Below are 24,833 nucleotides of genomic sequence, written 5' to 3'. Positions count from 1 at the left end.
CGGCCGGCGCTTTTGGTTCTCCCTTTCCTTCCTGTGACTGCGTCGGCCCTGTCTGCGGCGCGCCCCGGTTCCATTCGCCCGGGCGCGCCGACCTTTTATGTTCGAAAGCCCATCCGATGACCCATGGTTCGCGTTTCGCCCGCTTCCTCCTTACCGCGCTGATCGGCGCTGCCGCGACTATCGGGCCGGTGCAGGCGAAGGAGCGACGTCCGAACCTGCTCGTCATCGTCGCCGACGATCTCGGCTACTCGGACCTTGGCGCGTTCGGGGGCGAGATACGTACGCCGAACCTCGACAAGCTGGCGCTGAACGGCATCCGGCTTGCCGGCTTCCATACCGCGCCGACCTGTTCGCCGACGCGTTCGATGCTGCTGTCCGGGACCGACAATCATCGCGCCGGACTCGGCACGATGGCGGAGATGATCCGCCCGAACCAGCAAGGCAAGCCGGGCTATGAGGGCTATTTGCGCAGCGATGTCGCGACGCTTGCCGAGCGGCTCGGCGCCAGCGGCTATCGCACTTTGTTGTCGGGGAAATGGCACCTCGGCCTGACGCCCGAGCAGGATCCGCACGCGCGCGGTTTCGAGCGCAGCTTTGCGTTGCTGCAGGGTGGGCACAATCATTATGGCACCGACATCAAGCCCGAAGTTAGCCCCGGGACGCGCGGGATCGCGACCTATCGCGAAAATGGCAAGATCGTCGCGCGTTTGCCGTCGGACTTTTATTCGAGCGACTATTTCGCGACCCGGCTGATCGACTTTCTCGGCGAGCGGCCAGCTAGGGGGAAAAGCGAGCGGCCGCTCTTCGCCTATCTCGCCTTCACCGCGCCGCACTGGCCGCTACAGGCGCCGGCCGAGGACATCGCGCGCTACAAGGGGCGCTATGATGCGGGCTTCGACATATTGCGCGAGCGGCGGCTGGCGCGGCAGCGCGAACTCGGCATATTTGGTCCCGACGTTGCCGCGCACACGCCGCGCAACCGCGACGGTAGCTGGGATAGCTTGACCGCCGATCAGCAGCGGCTCGCCGCGCGCAACATGGAAATCTATGCCGCGATGGTCGACCGGCTCGACCAGAATGTCGGGCGCGTGATCGAAACGCTGCGCGCGTCGGGCGAACTCGACAACACCGTCATCGTCTTTCTCGCCGACAATGGCGCCGAGGCGCTCGACGTCGAAACGACCGGGGCGCAGATGCTGGCGAGCTCGCTCAAGGGCGCCGACAACAGCTTTGCCAATCGCGGCGCTGCGTCCTCCTATCTGACCTATGGCGCGGGCTGGGCCCAGGCGGCGACCGCGCCGTCGTGGCTGACCAAGGGCTATCAGAGCGAAGGCGGCACGCGCGCGGTCGCGTTCATCAGCGGCGCGGGCATTGCGGCGCGACAGAGCGCCGAGACGCAATATCTCTCGGTCGCCGACATAGCGCCGACCCTGCTCGATCTTGCGGGCGCCGATGCCAAGGCGACGCAAGTCGCGGGGCGGGTCGTGCGTCCGATCACCGGCCGGTCGTGGGCTGCCTGGCTCAAGAATTCCGGTGCGCGGGTCTATGGCGCTAATGATGGCGTGGGTGCGGAGCTGTTCGGCTCGCGTGCCTATCGCCGCGGCGACTGGAAGCTCACCGACATCGGCGACGGCATCTGGCGGCTGTTCGACATCGCGCGCGATCCTGGCGAGACACGCGACCTGTCGCTGGCGCACCCTGATCGTAAGGCAGAGCTTGCTGCGGCGTGGGATCGTTATGCGCAGGATGTCGGCGTGATCCTGCCCGACGCCATTCCCTATCGGCCATAGGTCGCGCATATCATGCGCTTTGGCGCGTTAGGGCTTGTCAATCAGATTAGTTGAGTTACTTTCGCCGTTCCGGGACGTATTTCCGAATCGAACGACCGAAAGGACTGCTCATGGCCACGCAGCTCAACACCCCCGACCTGTTCGAAACCGCGCGATCGCTCGGCGTGTCGATTTCGCCTTCGACCCCGACGATCGGCGCAGAGATCAGCGGGCTCGACCTCGACCGACCGCTCTCCTCCGAAGAGGCCGACCTGCTTCGCGCCGCGTGGCTGCGCTTCAAGGTCATCTTCTTTCGCGATCAGAATATCAGCCACGAAAGCCACGTCCGCCTTGGCGAATTGTTCGGCGATCTCGAAGGTCATCCGGTGATCCCCTCGGTCGAAGGCTATCCCGAAATCCTCAAGATCGAGGGCGTTGAGGGCGTCCAGCTCACCGCCGAGACGCTTGCACCCTTCCAGGCGTATAACAAATGGCACACCGACGTGACCTTCCGCGAGCGGCCTTCGATCGCGTCGATCCTGCGCGCGCGACACCTGCCGCCGCTTGGCGGCGATACGATGTGGGCCGACACCGTCGCCGCCTACGCCGGGCTGCCGCAGCCCGTGAAGGACCGCATCGAGGGACTCCAGGCCGAACATGACATCGTCCGCAGCTTTGGCGGCCGTGTCACCGAGGAAAAAAGGGCGCAACTCGCGCGCGATTTCCCGCCGGTGCGCCACCCGGTGGTGCGCTCGCACCCAGAAACGGGCGAGAAGATCCTCTACGTCAATTACACCTTCACCAGCCGCATCATCGGGGTGAGCGAGGAAGAGAGCGACAGCCTGCTCCGCCTGCTGTTCGACCGGATCAAGGTGCCCGAATATCAGGTGCGCTTCCGCTGGACCCCGAATGCGATCGGCATCTGGGACAATCGATCGACCCAGCATTATGCGGTCGGCGATTACTGGCCCGAATATCGCGCACTCGAACGTGTGACTGTCTCCGGCGATGTGGTAACATCATGAGGATGATCGAAGCGCAGCTTCATTCTCCGCGTCCGCGCTTCCGCACCGCGACCCGCGTCGCGATCGTCGGCGCGGGCTTCTCGGGGACGTTGCTTGCGATCAACCTGCTCGAACAGCCCGACGTCGAAGTGTTGCTGATCGAGCGCGACCGGCACCGCATGGGCGCCGGGGTCGCCTATAGCAGCACCGAAACCTCGCATCTGCTCAACGTCCGCGCGGGCAATATGAGCGCCTTTGCCGACCGTCCCGACCATTTCTGCGATTGGCTGGCGGCGCGCGGGCTCGGCTGCGAGGCGGCATTCGTGACGCGTGCAACCTATGGCCGCTATCTGCGCGAAACGCTGCGCGCGGCGATGGAGAAATATGGCCGGCGACTGAAGCTCGTCGATGACGAGGTGCTCGATATCGAGGAGAAGCGCGGGCAAGTCACGCTGGGGCTCGTCAACGGCGGGCTGATCGAAGCCGACCGCGCGGTGCTCGCGATCGGCAATCTGCCGCCGCACGACCCGCCCGCGATCGAGGGCGCGCATCTGCCGTCGCATCGCTACATCGGCGATCCGTGGGCCAGCGCTTTCGAGGATGGGCTCGACAAACAGGCGCCGGTGCTTGTCGTGGGCACCGGGCTCACTGCGATCGACGTCATCCTCCGTCTCGTTTCGCACGGGCATGAAGGGCCGATCACTGCGCTGTCGCGGCGCGGCCTGCGCCCGCATCGCCATATCGACGGCCTGCCGCGCCCCAAGCCGGTGCTGGCCAAGCCTGCGCCCGATCTTTCCGAACTGGTGGGCTGGGCGCGCGACGAGGCGAAGGATCGCGACTGGCGACTGGTCGTCGATTCGATCCGTCCGATCACACAGATGATGTGGTCCGCCGCCGATGCGGAGAAGCGCGCGCGCTTTCTGCGCCACCTTCGCCCTTTTTGGGATGTTCATCGCCACCGGCTCGCACCCGAGGTCGCCGACCGGATCGATGCGCTGATCGCGTCGGGGCAGCTCCATTTCCGCGCGGGCAAGATCGCGCAAGTCGCGGTCGAATCCGACGCGCTGGCCGTCGCTTGGCTGCCGCGCGGTGAGGCGGAACCGGTAACGACGCGCGCCGCGCGGGTGATCAACTGCACCGGTCCGCAAGGCGATCTTCTGCGTTCGTCGGACCCGCTGGTGAAGCGCCTGCTCGGTGCGCGGCGTATCCGCCCCGATGCGCTCCGCCTGGGGCTCGATATCGACCGCGACGGGCATATCGTCGATGCATCGGGGCGTTCGTCGGAGCATATTCTCGCAATCGGCCCGATGACGCGCGGCGATTTGTGGGAAGTCGTCGCGGTGCCCGATATCCGCAACCAGGTCAGCGCGCTCGCGCGCCGTCTCGTCAACGCGCACTGGACCGGCGGCGAAGGGCTTTAGGCCTCGCCCTCTCCGAAAAAACTTTCTCTCCTGCATCCAATGGCAGCCATCGTGCCGTCCAGTTCATGACCGGCCTTCGCCAGTCCGGGCGGCGGTGCCCCCGCGGTGTTGATATGTGCTCCCCGGTGCAGGTCATCCCCGCCTTGCCGGGAGCCGTCGCCTGTGGTTTCACCATGCCATAGCGGCATGAAGGAGAGAGATTTCGATGGACCTGATGATCACGACGGCCGCTGTCGCCACCGCCGCGCCCGCAGCGGCGGCGCCTGCGGCAACGGTGACGGTTCCCGTTACCGGGGCGCAATCGATCAGCCCGGCCGACGTCGCTGCCTATATCGACCCGCGTGACATAGCGTCGTTCCTGCCGCCGCCGCCTCCAACCACCGAATTGGTCGCAATCAGCAACAATTTCTTCGGCTGGCTCGAAAATATCACGATGGTCGCGTTGTTCGTCGTCGGCTTTTTCCTGCTCGCACGGTTGCTCCATGCATGGATGCTGCATCGCTCGATCCGCCGTGCGCTCGACGCGAAATCGGACGCGGTCAGCCCGCTGATCGACAAGCTCAACAAGCCCTATGAACATCTGGGTTGGCAGAGCGGCAGAGAAAACACCAACGGCGGAGACGACCGCAACGCGCTCGTGTTGCTGGCCATCGGCCTTGCGATGGCCGGTTTCGGGCTGATCCAGGGGCATGAGCAGTTGATCCGGACCTCGGCCGGCGCTGCGCTTTTCCCCATATTCGTCGGCATCGCGCTCCTTGTCCGTCGCCGCCTTGCGCGCGCCGCGGCTGCCGAGGAGCGCACCGCTGCGTGATGAGGGATGCGCCGAAGAAGATTGGGCCCTCAACCAGCGTGTCGTCGGGGGAGATCGCGCAGCTTTTCAGCTCCTCGTGCTGCGGCACGAAGGGCGATTGCGTGCCTTTCTGTCCCGCGCTGCCGGATGCGACGCCGACGATCTGGCGCAGGAAGCTTTCGTGCGCGCCTGGCAACGCGCGGGCGAATATCGGGGGCAGGGGAGCTACGCGGCCTGGATCATGGGGATCGGCTGGCGGCTATTCCTCGACCAACGGCGGACCACGCGGCGGCGCGATGCGTTGGCGGCGGGCGAGGAGGGGGCGACTGCGACCGACCCGCGCCCGGCGAGTGATGCGGCGATCGACGCCGACCGGCTGCTCGGGGCGTTGTCTCCACAGGAACGAGCCGCGCTCACCTTATGCTTTGGCCATGGCTGGTCGCACGGCGAGGCGGCCACGATCATGGGTTTGCCATTGGGGACGCTCAAATCGCTCGTCTTGCGCGGGCGCGCAAAGGCGCAGAAGATGATCGGCGAAGGAACGGACGCATGACGAGCCCGAACGATCAGAACATCGACGCGATGCTCGCTGCGCTGCTGGCGCCATCCGCGCGGCCGGGCGATCGCGGCTTTGCGATCGGCGTCGAGCGCGCGATCGACGCGCAGGCCGCCTATGCGCGGGCGCGCCGGCGCTTCTGGCGAAGCTTCGCGTTCGAGGCGCTTGCGATCGGTGCGCTGCTTGCAGCGCTGTGGCTGCTGTCGTCGGCGCCGATGCTCGCCCCGCTCGTCGGTAGCACCCAGTGGGGCCTCGCGCCGCCTCTGCTGCTCATCCTTCTGCTTTGGTTCGGGACACAGCGCTGGCGCCAGACCTGACTAGCGCCAGCCGCCCGATCAGGCGTCGCTGTCTTCGGCTTCGCTCGCGAGCGGCGCGTCCGAACGCGGCTTGCGTCCGCGCGGTGCCGCCGCGATCGCGGGCTGCGCGACGGGATCGAGCGCCGCAGCGCCCTTGACCAAGGCATCGAGCGATCCGCCGTCGAAGCCGAGTTCTTTCATCAGGCTATCGATCACCGGCGCCTGCGCGCGATAAGCGAGCGCCGCCGACACCGCATTGCTGGCGAGGTTGCCGCCATCGCCGTTCGCGCCGTTGGTCGAGGCACCGCCGCCGCTCTGGTTGATCCCGTCGACCTGGATGATCTTGATCGAATCGATCGCTTCCATCGGCTTCGCGGCTTCGCGCACGACCTCGGGCAGCACCTTGAGCAGCGCCATCTTGGTCTGGAGCGAAATCTGGTTCGACGACAGAAGGTTCGCCGCCTCGTTGATTGCGCGTTGGCCCGCGGCCTCGACCTCGAAACGGATGCGCGCGGCCTCGGCGCGCAGCTTTTCGGCTTCGGCCTGGCCTTCGGCTTCGAGGCGGAGAGCCGCGGCACGGTTCGCTGCAGCTTCCTTTTCGGCCTCGGCCTCGACCTTGACCGAAATCGCCTGCCGTTCGGCTTCCTTGGCGGCCTCAATCAATTCGATGCGCTTCGAACGCTCGGCCACCTCGGTTTCGCGCGCGGTGGCAACCTGTTCCTCAGCAGCAACCGCGATGGCGCGCGCGGCGTCGGCTTCGCCGCGCGCCTGACTTTCCTCGCGGCTCTTGTTCTGGATCAGGATCTGCTGTTCCTGCCGGGCGAGTTCGATGGCCTGTTCCTGCGCGATGCGCGCTTCCTCGATCGCGCGGTCCGCCTCGATCTGCTTGGCGTCGACGAGTTGCTTCGCCTGAATGCGCGCATTGTCGGCCTCTTGATTGCGCTGCGCCTGTTCGCGCGCAATTTCGGCCGCCTGCGCCGCGCGGCGCATCTCGACCTCGCGTTCCTGTTCGAGACGAGCGAACTCGTTGTCGCGCGAAATTTCGAAGCTGCGCTTGTCGGCCTCCAAATTCTTCGTCTCGATCTGGACGCGGGTGTCCTGTTCGATGTCGTTGCGCGCCTTCTTGCGCAGCTCGATCTGCTCCGTCAGCTTGGTCAGACCCTCGGCGTCGAAGGCGTTGTTGGCGTTGAAATGCTCGATCGACGTCTGATCGAGCCCGGTCAGCGACACAGATTCGAGTTCAAGACCGTTCATCGACAGGTCGTTCGAGCTGACCTGCTGCACCTTTTGGACGAAATCGGCGCGCTGTTCGTGAAGTTGGTTCATCGTCATGCCCGCAGCGACCGAACGCAGCGCGTCGACGAACTTGCCTTCGACCAGATCCTTGAGCGCCTCGGGGTTCATCGTGCGGAGGCCCAGCGTCTGCGCGGCCATCGCGATCGAGCCGGCGTCAGGCCGGACGCGCACGTAGAATTCGGCCTTCACGTCAATGCGCAGGCGGTCGAGCGTGATCAGCGCGTCGACATTCTTGCGCTCGACCGCAAGCCGCACGGTGTTCATGTTCACCGGCATCGTTTCGTGGAGCACGGGGAGGACGAGCGCGCCGCCGTTCATGATCACGCGCTCGCCGCGAAATCCGGTGCGGACAAACGCAATTTCCTTGGTCGCGCGATGATAAAGCCGCGTGACAATCAATCCCAATATCAGGAGCGCGGCAAGCCCGATGCCGGCGTAAATAGCAATTTCAATCATGGACCACCCGTTGCTGTCGATTCGTGCCTCCGTGATTGGAAGCCCCCGCACGGATATTAGAGTCAGTCGAGCCGCGGTAAATAGAAATCGCCTCGGGTAAAGCCTTTGAATATATCGCCTTCGCGCTTTACGAGCAGCACGCTCTCGCCGGTCTGGAAAACCTGATCGGCGCTGTCGGGCTCGACCATGATCTGGTGCGGCTGTCCGTGTGGATCGGTGACGCGCGCGCGCGCAGGATGCCCGACGCGGGCGGTTCCGATGCTGATCTCGGCATAGAGCCCGACCAAATCGTCGCGTTCGATCGCCGTGGTTTCGAGACCGGGAAGAATGCGCGCGACAAGGCGCGCCGCGCCGCCGGCGACGGGGAGCGCAGCGACGGCGGTCAGGGGTACCATCAGCAGGTTGGTCCCCGGTCCCCCGGTTAGCGCGGTCATCAGTTGTTGCAGCCCAAGCCCGAGTGCACCGAAGAGTGCGAGAAAGATTACCAGCCACATCAGGAACGGCACGCGGCCAATCCCGGCCCAGGCGAGTAGCGTATCTGCAAAGCCGATGTCGCCGTCGGTATCGCCGTGCATGTCGGCGTCGATATCACCCGCGAGCCCGATCGCCTGCACGACGCCTATCAACAGCATCAGCAAAAGCGCCGAACTGAAGACGATATTTTCGGGTGCAAGAAACTGGTCGAACATCAGTGTCTATGTGACCGTGCGTGCTCCACTTGGCAAGCGGTGCCGCGGACGGTTTTACGCCGGGTCTTCGCCCTCAAGTCCCTGATATTTGAGCTGGAGATAGCGTTCGCGCGTTGCGAGTTTGTCGAGTTCGCCCGCGGCAAGACTGCGCGCGGCATGGCCGATCTCGCTTTCGAGCGTCTTGAGCCCGCCGACGAGCGTTTCGTCGGGAGTTCGGCCCGCATGCGCTTCGGTGCGAAGGCCGGCGGGGATGCGCTGATAACCAGCAACGAGTTCTGGCAGATCCTCGCCGACGAGCTTGCGGATATTCGCCGCGGCGGGGCTCGATGCGTCGAGCGTCTGGAGTTGCGGCGCGAGCAGATCGAGCTGGACGCCGATACCGTCGACGAGCTGGCGTGCGGGAGCGGGGAGCGCGGGGCGCTGCGCCTCAAGCCAGATTTCGGTGCGGCCCGCAAGCTGCTTGAGGTCGGTCTTGGGAAGGTCAGCCTGGCGCGGTTCGGGGAAGGGCGAGCGGCCGAACAGCACCGCGACGCCGATCAGGAGGATGAACAGCGCGAGCAGCCCGGTGAAGCCGAGCGGCTGGATCAGCGCGCCGAACACCGCCGCCCCGATCAGCACGATCCCGCCGGCGATCAGCACACGGCCCAGTTTTTTGTAGAGATGCTGGCGGCGCAGCGCGACGCTCTTGGTTCCGATCGGACGGCGGCGTTCGCGCGACCGTTCGATCGCCGAAGCGGCCGAAATGCGGATCTTGTCGACTTCGCTCATGCTCATCTTTTGCCTTAGCCTTCGAGCGCGGCGAGCGGACTGTCGGCGCCGCCGACGCTGGCCTGCGCCTGGCTCGCGCCCTCGGCACGCGCGATATAGCCCTTCGACTTTGCGACTTCGCCCTCGAGCGTGGTGACAGTCGTCTTCATGCTGTCGAGCGCCTTCAGCTTGAAGGTGTCGATCGCGTCCATAGTGTCATAGATGTTCTGAAAAGCGCGCTGCAGCGTTTCCATCGGGATCGTGCTCGACGCCGCCTGTTCGTGGATGCGCGCGGTATTGTCCTTGAGCATCTTCGACGTGCCGTCGATGATGTTCGCGGTGGTGGTGTTCAACGCGGTGATCTGTTCGAGCACCAGTTTCTGGTTCGTCATCGCCTGCGCGACGGTAATCGCGGTTTTCAGTGCGCCGACGGTGGTGGTCGAGGCGCGGTCGACGCCCTTCACCAGCTCGACGTTGTTCTTTTTCACAAGGTCGAGCGCGAGATAGCCCTGCACCGTCACCGCCATCTGCGTCAGCAAATCCTGCGTCCGTTGGCGCGCGTAGAAAAGCGCATTCTCGCGCAGCACCTTCGCCTTCGCGGGGTCGACGCCGTCGAGTTCGTTTGCCTTGGCTTCGAGCTTCTCGTCGAGCGTCTGGGCGATGTGGACCATCTGTTCCAGCTTGCCCATCGACTCCCACATCTTGCGGCGCTCGACGTCGATCGCTGCATTGTCCATCAGCAACTCGTCCTTGCCATTGGCAAGCGCGGTCAGGATTCCGCCGATATGTGTCTGTGCGCTGCGATATTGCGCGAAATAATTGTTGATCTTGCCGCCGAAGATTTTGTCAAGAAAACCGCGCTTCGAGATCAGCTTGCCGTTCGCCGACGGGTCGAGCCGCTCCACCGTCGTGCGCAGTTCGATAAGGTTCTGGCCGATGTCGGTGTCGCGGTCCATTGCGCGGATCGGCCTGTCGAGGAAGCGGTTCGAATGGCTCGCCGCTTCCAGCATTTCCTTGCGGCCCATGTTGGTGATCTGGTCGACCTTCTGGCCGAAGGCAGGTGAATTGACGTCCTGCGCGACAAGATCGTCGATGAAACCATCAACGCGTTCGCCGAGCTTCGACTTCTGGTCGGTCGACAGCGGGACAAGGCCGGCGGCCTTTTCTGGGGCGACCGTCGGGACGGGATCGGGCGGAGTCAGTTTCAGCTCGTCGGTAACGGTCGCGGTCGCCGTCGCACTCTCTTCGCTCATTCGTCTTCCTTCCAGCCCCAAGCCAATGCCTATATGGCATGCGCATCTGTGTTATTCAAGCACCACACCTTGTCCCGGCCGCAGCAATGGCGCGATCCACGCGGACAGGATCAGTTGCGCCATGTGATAGACGAGGATCGGAACAAGCACCATGCCGGCGATGGCCGGTGGGAAAAGCGTCGCGGCAAGCGGAGCGCCGACTGCGATGCTTTTTTGCGCGCCTGAAAATAGCAGCGTGATCCGGTCGGCGCGCGCGAGCTTCAGCAGTCCGCCGAGTGCCCAAGCACCGCCGAAGGAGAAGGCGAGCAGCGCTGCGACGGCTGCGAACACGATGGCAATCTCGCGCCCGTCGAGCAGGTTCCATATCCCCGCCACCACTGCCGCCGAAAAGGCGACATATACGGCGATGGCAATGGCGGTGCGATCCATGAAGGTGGCGAGGCCGCGATGCGCGAGCACCCATGGACGCAGCCAGCGCTGGACGAGCTGTCCCGCGACGAAGGGCAGGAGCAGGATCGACACGATACGAAGCACCGCCTCGCCATGGATCTCGCCTTCTGCTCCTGCGAGCAGCGCAAAGAGCAGCGGCGACAGAGCGACCCCGCTGAGATTGAGCAGCGCCGCCGCGACAACGCTCGCCGCGACATTGCCCCCCGCAAGGCTCGATGCGGCGGTTGCCGACTGGACGGTCGAAGGCAGGATGCCGAGGAAGAGAAAGCCGAGCGCGAGCGTGGCGGGGAGCAGCGGCGCGGTTGCCGCCTGCGCCGCGAGGCCGAGCAGCCCCATGAAGCCGAAGCAGAAAGTAAGCGCGCTGCCCTGCAGCTTCCAGTTTCGGATGCCGTGCAGCACTTCGTCGCGCGGCAGGCGCACGCCGTTCAGGAAGAAAAGGAAGATGATCGCCGCGGTCGACAGCCCGCTCGCGATCGGCACCGCCGCGCCGTGCACCGGCAGCAGGCTCGCGAGCAGAATCGTCGCAAACAATATGGGAACGAAGCGGTCGGGGAAGATGCGGGACAGCATTGCGATCAGCGATGGCGGGACGACGCGCGCTTGGCAAGGGCGCGCGACACGATAGAGAGGCCGCATGACCCGTATCCTGATCCTCGCCGCGCTGCCCGAAGAGGGTGATGCGCTGTTTCCCGGCACCGGCGACCGTGTTGGCGGACTGTTCGCCGAACGGCGGCGGGTCGTTGCCGGACACGATGTCACCATCGCGACCTGTGGGCTTGGCAAGGTCAACGCCGCGCTGTGTGTGGGGGGGCTGGCGAGCGATGCCGATATGCTGCTGATGACCGGCACCTGCGGGTCGCTCGGTGCGGCGCCGGGCGCCTACTGGATCGCGGAGGCGTTGCAGCATGACTATGGCGCCAGCCAGCCTGGCCTCTTCCGTCGCTACCGCGCGGGCGAATGGCCGATCGGCGAGGCGGGCGAGGCGCATTTTTCGGCGATGGCCGATCCGGGGCTCGGTCTGCCGCACGCGCGGATCGCGAGCGGCGACAGCTTCGTCGCTTGCCCCGATGCCGCGGCGGATCTCGCCAGCCTGGGCGCGACGCTCGTGGACATGGAAGTCGGCGCGGTGGCGCAGATCGCGGCACGGCTGGGCAAGCCCTGGGCAGCGATCAAGGCGGTAACCGACGAAGCGAACGATGACAGCGCGGGCGATTTTCACGCTAATCTCGTCCGCGCGGCGGAGGCCGCGGCGCGCGAGGTCGAGCGGTTGATCGCAATGATCTGAACCGTTCCGCACACACCGCGCTTGTGATACGCTGGCGCCGCAACGACCGAGGGAGAGACTCGCGATGCGCTACCGGTCTTCGTTCGCCACACTCGCCGCCTGTGCGGTTTTTATTGCGCCGATCGCCTTCGCGGCCGGCAGCGGCGGAGGCGGAAGCGGCGCTCCGCCGAGCCAGAGCAGTTACGACCCGACGGTCGATTATCAGAAGGGCGCCGACGCCTACGCCTCGGGCAAATATGACGAGGCAGCGAAAGCATTCAAAAAGGTCGTGTCGGCGGTGCCGAAGAACCCGCAGGCTAATTATCTGCTCGGCGCGAGCTATATGGCGCAGGGCGATTTTTCGCGCGCGGTGAAGCCGCTCGAAACCGCGCTGCGTTATGACGACAAGATGATCGACGCGCGCCGCGATCTCGGCATCGCGCAGGCAAAGCTCGGCAAGGCCGAAAAAGCCGACGAGCAGCTCGGTGCGCTGAAAGCCATGCAGGAAGGCTGCGCGGCCACGTGTGCCGATTCGGCGAAGCTCACTGACGCGATCGCCAAACTGGAGGCGGCCGTCGCCGCGGGGCCGCAGGCGCAAAATGCGGTCGAGCCGGAGGTGCGGCTGGCTTCGGCCGCAACGCTCGACGCGACCTATGTTGCCGCCGTCAGCCTGATCAATGAGCATCATTATGAAGCCGCGATCGCGAAGCTCGATACGGCGCTGTGGGCAGCGGGGCCGCACCCCGATGTGCTCACCTATCTGGGCTTCGCGAACAGGAAGCTGAAACGCTATGACGCGGCGGAAACCTATTATCGCGAAGCGCTTGCCATCGCGCCATCGCATCGCGGTGCGCTCGAATATTATGGCGAGTTGAAGCTCGAACGTGGCGACATCGCGGGGGCGAGGGCGCATCTCGCCAAGCTCGAGAGCATCTGCGGCTTCGGCTGCCACGAGGTCGACGAGCTCCGCCGCTGGATCGCGGAGGGGCGGTCATCCGTCAGCTGATCGCGCTCGCCGCGCTGGTCCTGTGTCTCGGCGCGACGCGCGCCGATCCACTGCCCGCGTTCGAGCAATTGCGTTGGACAGAGCCGGGCGCCGAATATTCGCTCCTGTCGAAACAGCCATCGGTGTGCCTTGCGGGCGAAGGACTGCGCGTTCGCAGCGGTCGCGCATTGTTCGCGGCACCGACGCTGCTCGGTGGGCAGGCAGCGAAGGCGGGGCTGAGCTGTGCGAGCTGCCACGTCAACGGCCGCGGCAATCCGCATTTCCTCCTCTTTGGCGTGTCGGCGGGCGCGGGGACCGCTGACGTTACGAACAGCTTTTTCAGCGCCGCGCGCGGCAACGGCCGCTTCGATCCGGTTGAAATCCCCGACCTCGCCATGCCTGGCAAGATATCGCGCGATGCGCAGGCCCGGGCGCTCGAACCCTTTATCCGCAATCTGATCGTCGAAGAATTCGGTGGCGAGGAGCCAACCCCCGCGATGCTCGATGCCCTCGCAACCTATGTTCGCGCGATCGGGCGATGCGATCCGGATAGCCCTATGGAGCGAAGCGTCGACGACCAGCTGCGCGCCATCGACGACGGCATGGCAAGCGCGGCGTTGATGCTCGATCGCGGCGATCATGCTGGTACTCTCCTGTCGATCGCTTCGATGCGACACCAGCTCGGCCTGATCGCCGAGCGCTATCCGGCGCGCCGCCTCGAACTCCTGTCGGCATCGCGCGCGTTGCAGGCGCTCGGCGACGGAGATGGAGGCCTGTCGGCTCTGCGGCGCTGGAAGGTCGGCTTCGACAAGGGACTGGTGCAGAAGCTGCGCCGGGGCGAAGGCCGGTCGCTATACGACGCGGCGCAGCTTCGCGAAGCGCTGGCGCGTCGATGAGGCGTTGGCTCGTCGTTAGCCTGATCGCGCTCGCGTTGACCTTCCTGCTGGCGACGCCAATCCGCCATAGCTTTCGCGTGACCGACGGCGATCTGTTCGCGGGCTGGGGCGCGGGAAAGGCGAAGCACGAGCTCGCCGCGATCGAGGCCTATCTCGCCCGCGAGGGCGTTGGCGAGGTGCTGCCGCTCGGCGACATATTGCGGAGCGACGCGCGCTGGCGCCGCTGTCCGAACGCGCAGCCTTTTGCGGTTCCGCCGCGGTCGATGTGGCCCGCGATGGTGCCGACGCTGCGCTATATCCGCGATGAAGTAGTTCCGGCCGTCGGGCCGGTGCGGGTGGTTTCGGGCTACCGCGATCCGGTTGCAAATCGCTGCTTCAGGGGTGCGAAGGCGAGCCGTCACCTCCGCTTCGCTGCGCTCGACCTGATGCCGGAGCGCAAGCTCGATCGGGCCGCTCTTATTGCAAAGCTCTGTCCGCTTCATGCGCGCACCGGCGCCGCAAAACGCGTCGGGCTCGGTATCTATGCCGCGACACGCTTTCATGTCGATACGTCGGGTTTCCGGCGTTGGGGCGCCGATTATCGCGCCATCTCGTCGCCCTGTGCCTGACATCGGGAATTTCGTGGCGGGCAATCATGTTGCGCCGCAGCACCACTTCTGTTAGGGGCGCGGCGTTTCGCGGCGCTCCGCGCGCTGCCCCCTTCCATCAAGGCTTTCTACGCATGTCTTTGCGCAATATTGCGATTATCGCACACGTCGACCATGGCAAGACGACTCTCGTCGACCAGCTGTTCCGCCAGTCGGGCACCTTTCGCGACAACCAGCGCGTCGAGGAGCGCGCGATGGACTCGAACGATCTCGAAAAGGAACGCGGGATCACCATCCTTGCGAAGTGTACCTCGGTCGAATGGGGCGAAGGTGCCGATCAGACGCGCATCAACATCGTCGACACCCCGGGCCACGCTGACTTCGGTGGTGAAGTCGAGCGCATTCTCAGCATGGTCGACGGCGTCATCCTGCTCGTCGACGCCGCCGAAGGCCCGATGCCGCAGACCAAGTTCGTGACCGGCAAGGCGCTGGCGCTCGGCCTGAAGCCGATCGTCGTCGTCAACAAGATCGACCGCAGCGACGCGCGCGCCGCCGAAGTGCTCGACGAAGTGTTCGAACTCTTCCTCGCGCTCGAAGCCAATGACGAACAGCTCGACTTCCCGATCCTTTATGCCTCGGGTCGCGGCGGCTATGCCTCCGAAAGCCCGGAAGCGCGCGAGGGCACGCTGGAGCCGCTGTTCAAGACGATCGTCAGCCATGTCCCGACCCCGGGCCTTGACGAAGACGCGCCTTTCACCTTCCTCGCGACCTTGCTCGACCGTGACAATTTCATCGGCCGCATCCTGACCGGTCGCGTCCAGTCGGGCACGGTGAAGGTCAACCAGCCGATCCACGCGCTCGACATGGACGGTAAGGTCATCGAAACCGGCCGTGCGTCGAAGCTGCTCGCGTTCCGCGGGCTCGACCGCGTTCCGGTCGAAGAAGCCAAGGCGGGCGACATCGTCGCGATCGCGGGCCTCGCGCAGGCGACCGTCGCCAACACGATCGCCGACACGAGCGTCAGCGAGCCGATCGCCGCGCAGCCGATCGATCCGCCGACGCTGTCGATGCGCTTTGCGGTGAACGACAGCCCGATGGCCGGCCGCGAAGGCAGCAAGGTCACGAGCCGCATGATCCGCGACCGCCTGCTGCGCGAAGCCGAAACCAATGTCGCGATCCGCATCACCGAGAGCGCCGACAAGGACAGCTTCGACGTTGCGGGCCGCGGTGAGCTTCAGCTTGGCGTGCTTATCGAAACGATGCGCCGCGAAGGCTTCGAACTCGGCATCAGCCGCCCGAAGGTCCTCTATGGCGAGGATGAGGCCGGCAAGCGCACCGAACCGTATGAAACGGTCGTCATCGACGTCGATGACGAGCATAGCGGCACGGTTGTCGAGAAGATGCAGATCCGCAAGGCCGACCTGACCGACATGCGTCCGTCGGGCGGCGGCAAGACGCGTATTACCTTCAGCGGCCCCTCGCGCGGCCTGATCGGTTATCATGGCGAATTCCTGTCCGACACGCGCGGCACCGGAATCATGAACCGCCTGTTCGAGAAATATGGCCCGCACAAGGGCCAGATCGAGGGCCGCAAGAATGGCGTCCTCATCTCGAACGGCAACGGTGAAGCTGTTGCCTATGCACTCGGCCCGCTCGAAGAGCGCGGCATCCTGTTCGTCTCGCCCGGCGAGGCGCTGTATGAGGGCATGATCATCGGCGAGAATGCGAAGCCCGACGACCTTGAGGTCAACCCGATGAAGTCGAAGCAGCTCACGAACTTCCGTTCGACGGGCAAGGACGACGCGATCCGCCTGACCCCGCCGCGCCGCATGACGCTGGAGCAGGCGATCGCCTATATCGACGACGACGAGATGGTCGAGGTGACGCCGAAGAATATCCGCATCCGCAAGGCGCTGCTCGATCCGCACGAGCGCAAGAAGGCGTCGCGCAAGAAGGAAGCGGCGTAAGAAACAGACCGGCGGCCCTATCGGCCGCCGGTTTTTCTTTGTTCGGCTCCATTTCCCGTTCGCACCGACGCGAGCGGTTACAATGGATTTGCCGCCATCCAGGAGGACGCAAGTTTGGGACGGCTGATCCTGTTCAACAAACCATATGGCGTCCTGTCGCAATTCACCGATCGCGGCACGCCCGAGGCGCGCGCGACGCTGTCCGACTATATCGATGTCCCCGGCGCCTATCCGGCCGGGCGGCTCGACCGGGATAGCGAAGGCCTGCTGATCCTGACCGACGACGGAGCGTTGCAGGCGCGCATTTCATCGCCGAAGCACAAGATGCCGAAGACCTATTTGGTGCAGGTCGAGGGCGAACCCGATGCCGCCGCGCTAGAGGCGCTCAGCCGCGGCGTCACACTCAACGACGGCCCGACGCGCCCCGCGACCGTCCGCCGCATCGATCCGCCGACATTGTGGGATCGCGACCCGCCGGTGCGATACCGCAAGAGCGTGCCCGATTGCTGGATCGAACTGACGATTACCGAAGGTCGCAACCGCCAGGTCCGCCGCATGACTGCCGCAGTCGGTTTCCCCACGTTGCGGCTGGTCCGCTGGCGTATCGGGGAGTGGGAGATTGGGGATCTGGCGGTAGGGGCTTGGCGCGCGATTGGGTGAATGGCCCAGCCCAGCGGCCTTATGGGTGTAAGTGCGGCGGCGACCATCCGAGCTGCCAGATACTGAGCCTGCTGACGCCGGCCCGCTTCGTGGCTGCGGAGACAATCGAGAGGGTGCCGCGCGCTGCACAGACTCGGGCATTACCCTCTCGTCGCGCCGGATGCTTCGACGTCGCTGCGCGCCATGCCGGCAAGGGTGAACTGCCCTGATTTGCGTCGATTATGCCGATTATGGCCTTCAGAAAAATCGGAAATGAATTCACCAAGCACCTTCGGCCCCCATTCACTGGCATAATGGAGACTCGCTTGGGGGGCGCTTCGTTTTCGGCGCGCGCTCCGTGCCATGTTCAGTCGAAGCGCCTATTCGGCAGTCAGTACAGGGTTTGCATGGTGAGAGATCCGAAGTTAACGGCCTCCGCGATAGTTGCGCGAAACTCGCTGTCATTCATCGAGAATCTGTTTGCGCTAAATGAGGCTCGACAGCCGCTGGTCATTGTGTCCGACGAGGCCTTCGCGCGGACCCTGACCGGGATGGACATCGACCGGTGCATCATTCCCGATGCGGAAACTGGCTGGTTCACCGAGCGGCACCCCCTGATCCGCGACGATCGACCGGCGCAGGTCACCTATACCTCGGGGACGGAGGGCAAGCCCAAAGGCATCGTCCTGACCTATTCGAACTTGGCCGATGCGGCGGACCGGATCATTGATCAGATGGATCTGACGCCAGAGGTCCGCGAATATGTCGGTGTGCCGGCGACCTATAGTTTCGGCATGGGCCGGATTCGTGCGATCAGCGCGGTCGGCGGTCACGCCTATCTGCCGCCGCGCGGCTTCGATCCCCTCGAACTTTCTCGCATGCTCCAGTCGGGAGAGGTCAATTCGCTCTCTGCGGTGCCCACGCTTCTGCGAATTATACTGAATGCGCCGGATGTCATCGGCGATGCCGGCAAGAAGCTGCGCTGGATGGAAATCGGTTCGCAATTCATGTCGGGCGCAGAGAAACGTGCGGTTCGCGACCTTTTTCCCAATGCCCGGATCGTTCAGCACTACGGCTTGACGGAAGCATCCCGCAGTAGCTTCCTGCGTATCTCGGAGGTCCCCGACGAATATCTTGAATCCGTCGGGAAAGCGGTTGGCGCGACCGAGGTCGGGATAACCACGGCGGGCCGGATCCGGATTCGGGGGCCGCATGTCGCCCGCTGGCGCTTCGATGCGGATGAACTCGCGGACCTGGTCGGTCGCGATGGCTGGTTGGAAACCAGCGATCTGGGCCACATCAAGGACGGCTATCTCTATTATGACGGCCGGGCGGACGATCTGATCAACACCGGCGGCGTGAAGATCAACCCGGACCTGCTCGAATTGCGGATTGCCGAGCGCCTTGGCCTGGGCGGCAAGGTCGTCGTGGCGAAAGTACCCGACGCCCTTCGCGGAGAAGGGGTCCTGGTAGCGGCCGAGTCGATGGATCTCGCGGCCGACCGGCTTCATTCCGTTGCGGCCAAAGCCCTGAAAGAAATGGGAGTGAACGCTGGAGACGCCCTGCACGTCAGGGTGATGCCGGCGCTTCCACGGACGGCAACCGGCAAACCGTTGCGGCGCAGCCTTACCGAAGAATTTGTCCAGGCGAACGAGGCGGCCGCAGCCGATCCCGATGTCGATCACGCCGCCGCGCCTATACCCGACAATGTGCAGGCATTTTTTCGGCAGTTTTTCCCCGGCAGGAATGTCGGACCGGAAGACAGCTTTGAAACCATGGGTGGGGATTCGCTCAGCTATATCCACTTCTCGCTTCGATTTGAGGAACGTTTTGGTCCGCTACCCAGCGGATGGGAAGCGCTGACGGTCGCGCAGCTGGAACAGTGCAGGACCCCGGTTCGCGCGAATAGCTGGCGCCGGCTGGAATCCGCCACGTTGACGCGCGCATTCTTCATGATCTGTATCGTTGCGCTGCATCTGGATACCTTTGTCTACAGCAAGAACTGGGGCGCAGCATATTTCCTGTTCATGCTGTGCGGATATAGCGTCATGCGCTTCCAGTGGCCGGAAATCAGCCGTACCGGGAACGTCAGCACAATTTTCGGAACCATCGTGCGGGTCGCCATCCCGACATTCATGGTCGTCGTCGCCATGCAGCTTTGGGCCAGGACTTTCGAACCGAAGCCGCCGCTATTGATATCCAACTGGTTCGACCCCGAACAATATCACGTCGCATATTATTATTTCGCCGAAATCTACATGCAGTTGCTCCTGATCGTCGCAGCGCTGCTGGCGATTCCGAAGGTGCGGGAATTGTTCCGAAGTCATCCGATGGGTAGTTCCACGGCCCTCATGATCATTGCCATCATTATAAGCTGGCAGGTCGAGAGGGTCTGGGACACGAACTATCTCTACCACCGCACCCCGATCTGGTATCTATGGACGGTTGGCGCCGGCATGCTGATAGCCAGCGTGCGCGATCTGCGGGATCGTGTTTTTGCCATGGTGGTCGTGACCGCGGCTGTCGTCGAGCACCACGGCCTCACTTCGGCGAGCGCCTATATAACGGGCGGGGTAGCGCTATTGCTCTTTGTGCCCGAGATATCGGTTCCGGCCTGGGTAAAAACGATCGTTGCGGAGATCGCCGCTTCGTCGATGTTCATGTATCTCAGCCACTATCAGGTGAAGTCGCTGGTCATTCGGCTATTCCACGGGCCGATGCCATGGTTTTCCCTTTTTGCCGCGATCGGCTTCGGTATCGTCTTCGCTCGGATATATAATTGGGCCGATCAAGGGGTGCGCACATTTGCGAGAGCGCACTGGAAGCGTGACCGGCTCCCGCCGAGCGGTCCAGATAGATTGCTGGTGCACTGACGCCTCGATCGCCGACATGGACCGCAGCAGGATAGCCGAGCCGCCGCCGCGCATGATATCGGGCGCGACGGGCCTCGGGTTCATTGAGAACAAATCATAAACAAATCCCTTTCCTACAATATTTTACCCCGCCATATCCTGTCCGGTTTTGGCAGACAGGAGGGCTTATCATGCAGAACCGGACACCTATTGCAGCAGAAGATCGGGCGCCGCTTCCCGAATTTACGCCGGTGCCGCGCAAATATCGGCACGATGGATGGACGCCCGAGCGGCAGCGGGCGTTTGTCGCAGCGCTTGCCGACACCGGGTCGGTCAGTCGGGCGGCCGCGATGGTCAATATGGCGCAGGCGAACTGTTATACGCTTCGCCGCGCGCCCGGCGCGGAAAGCTTTCGGCGGGCATGGGAGGCCGCGCTCGATTTCGGGGTGGCGCGGCTGAAGGATATCGCGTTCGAACGTGCCATCGACGGCTATCTGGTGCCGGTCTTCGTCGGCGAGAGGCTGATGGGGTTTCGGCGCAAACATAATGACGCGCTGCTGATGTTCTGTCTTCGCCATTATGGGCAGGATGCGGGGGGCAAGCGGACGACGATCAACTATTTTTCAACACGGGCCGGGGCCGTTGCCGGGACTGGCGAGGTTGGCGCGGAGGCGGCGGCCGCGGTGGCGGAGGCCTCGACGACGACGGTACGGACAGTGATCCATGGCGGCGCGGCAGGCGCGGGCGACCCGGCCGCGGTGCAGGATGAGGCGGCGGCGCTGCTGGATGGGTTCGAGGGGGCGGCGCTCGATGCGCGGGCAGAAGCCGAGATCGGTGCGGCGCTGCTGGCGCTCGCCGAACGCCAGCGTGCGCTGATCGCCGCCGCCGACCAGGGCGGGCAGGAGGCGGTTGCGATGCAGATTGACGATCCGGGCGTGGAATTGGTCCAGCTCTGCGAGGGTGACATACCCTATCATGGGCCGCTGCAAATGTACGAAGGGCCCCCAGCCGATGCCGAGCCGGCGCAGCGCTTTGCGGGCGAGGCGGACTGGGTCAGCGCAGGGGACGATATTCCTGAGGGCTATCTGGCGTGGATCGAGGCGGCCGAGGCGCGCGGCGAGCGCGTGCCGGCGATGCCGCTGACGCCTGCGGTTTCGGACGGCGTGGCCGAAGTGAAGAAGCGACCGTCGTGGCGGCAGGCGCGCAAGGCGAAAGCGGCGGAAGGCTAAGCTTTTTCCGCGCGACACTTCAGCCATTCTTCGGCCTCAATTGCGGGCGATCAAGCGCGAACAGGGAGGGTATCTTATGACCATGAAGTCGATTGCCGCATCGCTCGCGCTGCTATCGTGCGCCGCGTCGCCTCTCCATGCGCAGACGGTCCGCGAGCCCGCGCATCTGAACGGCGCGGGGCCGGTCGCGACGGGCGGCTTCGTGGGCGCGCGGCTGCGCATCCCGCTCGGCGGAACGCGCAGCGACGAGAACCGGAAAATTCGTGCCGGGCTGACCGTCGCGCCGATGCAGCGGAGCGACGGCGCGGGGCTCAAAGGGCCTGCATGGCGGATCGGCGAAGGGCTGGAGTTCGGCTTTGCCGGGGGCGGGGCGGCCCCGCAGCTTTCGATCGGCGGACAGCGCTATGCGCCCGGCGGCTCCACGCCGGGGAAGGGGCGCCGTCACATGTCCGACGTGGGGACCGCGGCGGTCGTCGTCGGCGGGCTCGTGCTGCTGGCGGGGATCGGCCTGCTCGTCGCGCTCGATGCCTCGGACGACCCCGATCGCTGCTGTGAATAGGCGCGGCTGACCCGGCCGGGCGCTGCCGCGTTGGCGGTTAGCGCCCCTCGATCGCCGGGGCCGCGCGCCGCGTCCGGCTTTCCCAGATCGCGACGGCGGCGAGAAGCAATGTCGTGAGCCACCCCATGGTGAGCAGGTCGGCGTTCAGCCCGATGGGAGCGAGGGCGAGCGCCGCGACGATCCCCGCGAGGTGCGACGCCGGGATGCGGCCATAAACGACGCGGCGATAGATCGCGCTGCCGGCCAAATAGAGGATCGGCCCGGCGGCGATCACCAGTACCTGCGGCAGGCTGGCGTGGCCGCCCGGATGCTCCATCGCAAGATCGTTGCCGACCGCGCAGACGATGATGCCCGCGACGAGGATCGCGTGGACATAGTTGAACCAGGCGCCGATGCGGCCGGGGTCGTCGGACGTGGTGATCTTTGTCGTCGCGTCCTTGCTCGAGGTGCCGAAATAGAGCCACCAGAGCGCGAGCGTGCCGAGGAAGGTCGCCCCGAGCGCCGAGAGGAGCGGACCGCTCCAGCTTTCGCCGCGCGCGAGCGTCGCGCCGGTCGCGAGCAAGGTTTCGCCGAGCGCGACGATGACGAACAACTGACAGCGCTCGGCCAAATGGCCGCCTTCGATCGTCCAGTCGCTCGTGCGCGATCGGCCGAGCCCGGGAAAGGCGAAGCCGGTCATCGGCGCGACATATTCGAGGAAGACCGCGATGGCCCACAGGAACAGCCGTGCCTCATGTCCTGCGAGCGCTCCGGCGATCCAGAAGCAGCCCGACATGGCGAACCACGCGGCCATGCGCCGGTAATTCGCGGCAAGCGCGGTCGAGCGGTCGAGCGCGAAGATCACGAAGAGCGTGCGGCCGAGCTGGATCGCGACATAACAGCAGGCAAAGACCAGCGCCTTGTCGCCGAACGCGTCGGGAATTGCGGCGGACATCACCAGCGCGAGCAGCATCAGGACGAACAGAAAGCTACGCAGCCGGGGATGTTCGGGGTCGAACCAGTTGGTGACCCAGCAGGTATATTGCCAGCCGAGCCACACCGCGAACCAGAGGATCAGCGTTTCGAGCGCGCCGACGAGGCTGAGGTGGTGGAGGAGCGTGTGGCTGAGCTGGGTGACCGCGAAGACATAGACGAGATCGAAGAATAATTCTTCGAAGGTCACGCGCGCGTGATGACCGTCGCGGTCGCGCAGCATCGGGCGGGCAGAGGAGGCGCCGTGGCGCTTCGCCGTCATTGCGCGGTGACCGGCCTGGCGTGCATGAAATTCCCCTTCGGAATGGATCGCGGCCTGAATATCCCTGCCCCGGCGGCAAGGGAAGATGGCCCATGGGATAGGTCCGGCGGCCGGAGGGACGGCCGCCGGGGGAGGGGTCACTTGGTCGTGTAGCCGCCGTTGACGAGGATCGTCTGGCCGGTCATCCACCAGCCGTCGGACACCAGCAGGCGGATCCACGGCACGATATCCTCGATGTCGGTGAGCCCGGTCTTCGAGAAGCCCGAAAGCGCGGCGGCCGACTTGTGATAGGCCTGCGCATCCTCGCCCTCTGCAGGGTAGAAAAAGGGAGTATCCATGGGGCCGGGGCCAATCGCGGTGACTGAAATACCCCGGGCCCCGAACTCCTTCGACGCGGCGCGGGTGAAATGCTCGACCGGTGCCTTGGTGCCTGCATAGGCGGCATAGAAAGGCGTGTAGGCGCCGAGCAAGGAGGTAACGAGCGTGCACACCTTGCCATTGTCGTTCACATGTTTCCCCGCCTCTTTCAGGAAGAAGAAGGCGGTCTTCGAATTGACCGCGGTCATCTCGTCATATTCGGCTTCGCTGATTTCGGTGAAGGGCTTTTTCAGCACCTTGCCGACGGTGTTGATCGCGATGTCGGGGCGGCCGATCGCGGCGATCGTGTCGGCGAACAGCTTTTCCATCGCGCCCGCCGAAGTGAGGTCGGCCTGAAAGGCGACGGCCTCGGCACCTGCCGCGCGGATCGCGGCCAGCGTCGCTTCGGTTTCGGCGGCCGATGCTGGACTGTTGTAGTGGATCGCGATCGCCTTTGCGCCCTGGTCTGCAAGGTCGCGCGCGATCAGTCCGCCCAAATTCTTGCCGCCGCCGGCGATGAGGACGGTCTTACCCTTGATGCGGTGATCGGCCATTTTGGTCTCCTTGGTCGTTGTTTATCCAAGGCTAAGCCGCTTTGATCTTGTCCGCTTTCAAATTCCGGCGCAGTTTTCGAATATTGTCTCGGCGAGTCGTGGGGGCTCGCAAGGTGGGTGATTGACCGAAGCCGCAACCGTCTGGGATGGTATCAGGCCGCGATCGGAGCGCGACGTCGTCGCGCGGCATCAGGCGCAGATCGGCCAGCTTGGCGTGCTCGCCGCCACCGAAAATCTCGAAGCGCCGACCGATTGGGCGTTCGAGGAAGATCATCATGTCATCGTCGTCCATCTTGGCGGCCGGCTCGACCGGATGGAGTGCGAGTTCGCTGTGGGGCCGTCGGGGCCGGTGCTGCCGTCGCGCGGCGATGTGTGGATGATCCCTGCGGCGTGTCGCTATGCCGCGCTGGCACAGGGGGAGCGGGCGGAGTTTGTCGAGCTGAGCGTGCCGACGGCGCTGCTGGCCGACGCGCCGCTCGTGGCGCGGGTACGGCATCGCGATCCGTTTCTCTTCGACGCGGCGGCGCGATTGTTCGAGCTGGTACGCGAAGCGGATGATGATCTGGCGCGGACGGCGTCGCACGAGGTCGGTGATGCGCTCGAACGGCATTTGTTTCATCGCTATGGGCATCGCGATCCGCGGCCCATGCGGCGGGCGTTGTCGGCATCGGATCGCAACCGGCTGGTCGATGCGATCCGCGGGCAGCTCGATGCGGAGCATAGCCTTGCTGCGTTCGCGGCGCTGGTCGGAATGGATGAGCGGGGCTTCACCGGTGCCTTTCGCGACGCGTTCGGTGTGTCGCCCTGGCAATATGTAATGCGCGCGCGGCTCGACGAGGCGGCGCGGTTGCTATGGTATGGCGCGGAGCCGGTGACCGAGGTGGCGCTGGCGACGGGCTTTGCCTCGCCGAGCCATTTCGCGACCGCCTTTGCGCGGCGCTTCGGGGTGCCGCCGTCGCGCTATCGTGCCGCAGCACGATAGC

At 64.8% G+C, this 24,833-nt stretch carries 23 protein-coding genes; 16 read left to right on the top strand and 7 right to left on the bottom strand.

The window, feature by feature from the left end; translation table 11 throughout:
- The first annotated feature begins 116 nt into the window (after positions 1-116).
- From SC1_RS17015 to SC1_RS16990, 6 genes are all read left to right on the top strand, one after another.
- Positions 117-1,790 (top strand): arylsulfatase, encoded by a 1,674-nt coding sequence (locus tag SC1_RS17015; protein WP_062185345.1) that lies wholly within the window; start codon positions 117-119, stop codon positions 1,788-1,790.
- Positions 1,791-1,900: 110 nt separating this feature from the next.
- On the top strand, positions 1,901-2,794 hold the full coding sequence (locus SC1_RS17010) for a TauD/TfdA family dioxygenase (protein WP_062185343.1): 894 nt from the start codon (positions 1,901-1,903) through the stop codon (positions 2,792-2,794).
- Complete coding sequence (locus SC1_RS17005) at positions 2,791-4,194, top strand: FAD/NAD(P)-binding protein (protein ID WP_238586760.1); 1,404 nt, start codon at positions 2,791-2,793, stop codon at positions 4,192-4,194. Before SC1_RS17010 ends, SC1_RS17005 begins: the two co-directional genes overlap by 4 nt.
- Before the next feature lie 205 nt (positions 4,195-4,399).
- Positions 4,400-5,005 carry a hypothetical protein gene (locus SC1_RS17000; RefSeq protein WP_062185340.1) on the top strand — a complete coding sequence of 202 codons (606 nt, stop codon included), beginning with the start codon at positions 4,400-4,402 and terminating at the stop codon, positions 5,003-5,005.
- Positions 4,950-5,537, top strand: a complete 588-nt coding sequence (locus tag SC1_RS16995; protein ID WP_238586759.1) for an RNA polymerase sigma factor — start codon at positions 4,950-4,952, stop codon at positions 5,535-5,537. Before SC1_RS17000 ends, SC1_RS16995 begins: the two co-directional genes overlap by 56 nt.
- Positions 5,534-5,857, top strand: a complete 324-nt coding sequence (locus SC1_RS16990; RefSeq protein ID WP_062185335.1) for a hypothetical protein — start codon at positions 5,534-5,536, stop codon at positions 5,855-5,857. Before SC1_RS16995 ends, SC1_RS16990 begins: the two co-directional genes overlap by 4 nt.
- 18 nt (positions 5,858-5,875) lie before the next feature.
- Here the strand turns inward: SC1_RS16990 and SC1_RS16985 are convergent, their stop codons facing one another.
- From SC1_RS16985 to SC1_RS16965, 5 genes are all read right to left on the bottom strand, one after another.
- On the bottom strand, positions 5,876-7,588 hold the full coding sequence (locus SC1_RS16985) for a flotillin family protein (protein WP_062185332.1): 1,713 nt from the start codon (positions 7,586-7,588) through the stop codon (positions 5,876-5,878).
- A gap of 62 nt (positions 7,589-7,650) precedes the next feature.
- Positions 7,651-8,277 (bottom strand): YqiJ family protein, encoded by a 627-nt coding sequence (locus SC1_RS16980; protein ID WP_062185329.1) that lies wholly within the window; start codon positions 8,275-8,277, stop codon positions 7,651-7,653.
- Between the two features lie 54 nt (positions 8,278-8,331).
- Positions 8,332-9,051: a hypothetical protein gene (locus SC1_RS16975; RefSeq protein WP_062185327.1), complete on the bottom strand. Its 720-nt coding sequence runs from the start codon at positions 9,049-9,051 to the stop codon at positions 8,332-8,334.
- Positions 9,052-9,059: 8 nt separating this feature from the next.
- Entirely contained in the window at positions 9,060-10,277 is a 1,218-nt protein-coding gene (locus SC1_RS16970; RefSeq protein WP_062185324.1) for a toxic anion resistance protein, read from the bottom strand.
- A gap of 51 nt (positions 10,278-10,328) precedes the next feature.
- Positions 10,329-11,363: a bile acid:sodium symporter family protein gene (locus SC1_RS16965; RefSeq protein WP_238586758.1), complete on the bottom strand. Its 1,035-nt coding sequence runs from the start codon at positions 11,361-11,363 to the stop codon at positions 10,329-10,331.
- Between SC1_RS16965 and SC1_RS16960 the strand changes: the two genes are divergently transcribed.
- The 9 genes from SC1_RS16960 to SC1_RS16920 all read left to right on the top strand — a co-directional run bounded on the left by SC1_RS16960 (position 11,362) and on the right by SC1_RS16920 (position 21,705).
- Positions 11,362-12,012 (top strand): 5'-methylthioadenosine/S-adenosylhomocysteine nucleosidase, encoded by a 651-nt coding sequence (locus SC1_RS16960; RefSeq protein ID WP_062185322.1) that lies wholly within the window; start codon positions 11,362-11,364, stop codon positions 12,010-12,012. The two genes, SC1_RS16965 and SC1_RS16960, sit on opposite strands and share 2 nt — an antisense overlap.
- A 64-nt stretch (positions 12,013-12,076) precedes the next feature.
- Positions 12,077-12,997 carry a lipopolysaccharide assembly protein LapB gene (locus SC1_RS16955; protein ID WP_062185319.1) on the top strand — a complete coding sequence of 307 codons (921 nt, stop codon included), beginning with the start codon at positions 12,077-12,079 and terminating at the stop codon, positions 12,995-12,997.
- Between the two features lie 68 nt (positions 12,998-13,065).
- Entirely contained in the window at positions 13,066-13,872 is an 807-nt protein-coding gene (locus tag SC1_RS16950) for a hypothetical protein (RefSeq protein WP_062185316.1), read from the top strand.
- Positions 13,869-14,480 (top strand): D-Ala-D-Ala carboxypeptidase family metallohydrolase, encoded by a 612-nt coding sequence (locus SC1_RS16945; protein WP_062185313.1) that lies wholly within the window; start codon positions 13,869-13,871, stop codon positions 14,478-14,480. Before SC1_RS16950 ends, SC1_RS16945 begins: the two co-directional genes overlap by 4 nt.
- Positions 14,481-14,593: 113 nt before the next feature.
- Entirely contained in the window at positions 14,594-16,426 is a 1,833-nt protein-coding gene (typA, locus tag SC1_RS16940; protein WP_062185309.1) for a translational GTPase TypA, read from the top strand.
- A 114-nt stretch (positions 16,427-16,540) separates the two neighbouring features.
- Positions 16,541-17,086, top strand: a complete 546-nt coding sequence (locus tag SC1_RS16935) for an rRNA large subunit pseudouridine synthase E (RefSeq protein WP_062185306.1) — start codon at positions 16,541-16,543, stop codon at positions 17,084-17,086.
- Between the two features lie 494 nt (positions 17,087-17,580).
- The gene (locus SC1_RS16930; RefSeq protein WP_238586757.1) at positions 17,581-19,938 is read left to right on the top strand and encodes an AMP-binding protein; all 2,358 of its coding nucleotides are present in this window, start codon (positions 17,581-17,583) and stop codon (positions 19,936-19,938) included.
- Between the two features lie 170 nt (positions 19,939-20,108).
- On the top strand, positions 20,109-21,146 hold the full coding sequence (locus SC1_RS22290) for a hypothetical protein (RefSeq protein WP_062185301.1): 1,038 nt from the start codon (positions 20,109-20,111) through the stop codon (positions 21,144-21,146).
- A 76-nt stretch (positions 21,147-21,222) separates the two neighbouring features.
- Positions 21,223-21,705: a hypothetical protein gene (locus tag SC1_RS16920; RefSeq protein ID WP_152682478.1), complete on the top strand. Its 483-nt coding sequence runs from the start codon at positions 21,223-21,225 to the stop codon at positions 21,703-21,705.
- A gap of 37 nt (positions 21,706-21,742) precedes the next feature.
- Here the strand turns inward: SC1_RS16920 and SC1_RS16915 are convergent, their stop codons facing one another.
- Entirely contained in the window at positions 21,743-22,939 is a 1,197-nt protein-coding gene (locus SC1_RS16915; protein ID WP_062185295.1) for a low temperature requirement protein A, read from the bottom strand.
- 137 nt (positions 22,940-23,076) lie between these two features.
- A complete protein-coding gene (locus SC1_RS16910) occupies positions 23,077-23,850 on the bottom strand; it encodes an SDR family oxidoreductase (RefSeq protein ID WP_062185293.1) in 774 nt (257 codons plus the stop codon).
- A gap of 121 nt (positions 23,851-23,971) precedes the next feature.
- Between SC1_RS16910 and SC1_RS16905 the strand changes: the two genes are divergently transcribed.
- Positions 23,972-24,832, top strand: a complete 861-nt coding sequence (locus tag SC1_RS16905) for a helix-turn-helix domain-containing protein (RefSeq protein WP_062185290.1) — start codon at positions 23,972-23,974, stop codon at positions 24,830-24,832.
- The last annotated feature ends 1 nt before the right edge of the window (position 24,833 follow it).

Origin of the sequence: Sphingopyxis sp. C-1 (assembly GCF_001047015.1) — a bacterium.
Classification (GTDB): domain Bacteria; phylum Pseudomonadota; class Alphaproteobacteria; order Sphingomonadales; family Sphingomonadaceae; genus Sphingopyxis.
The sequence above is the reverse complement of the archived record's forward strand: the minus strand, read 5'-3'. Positions and strand labels throughout refer to the sequence as shown.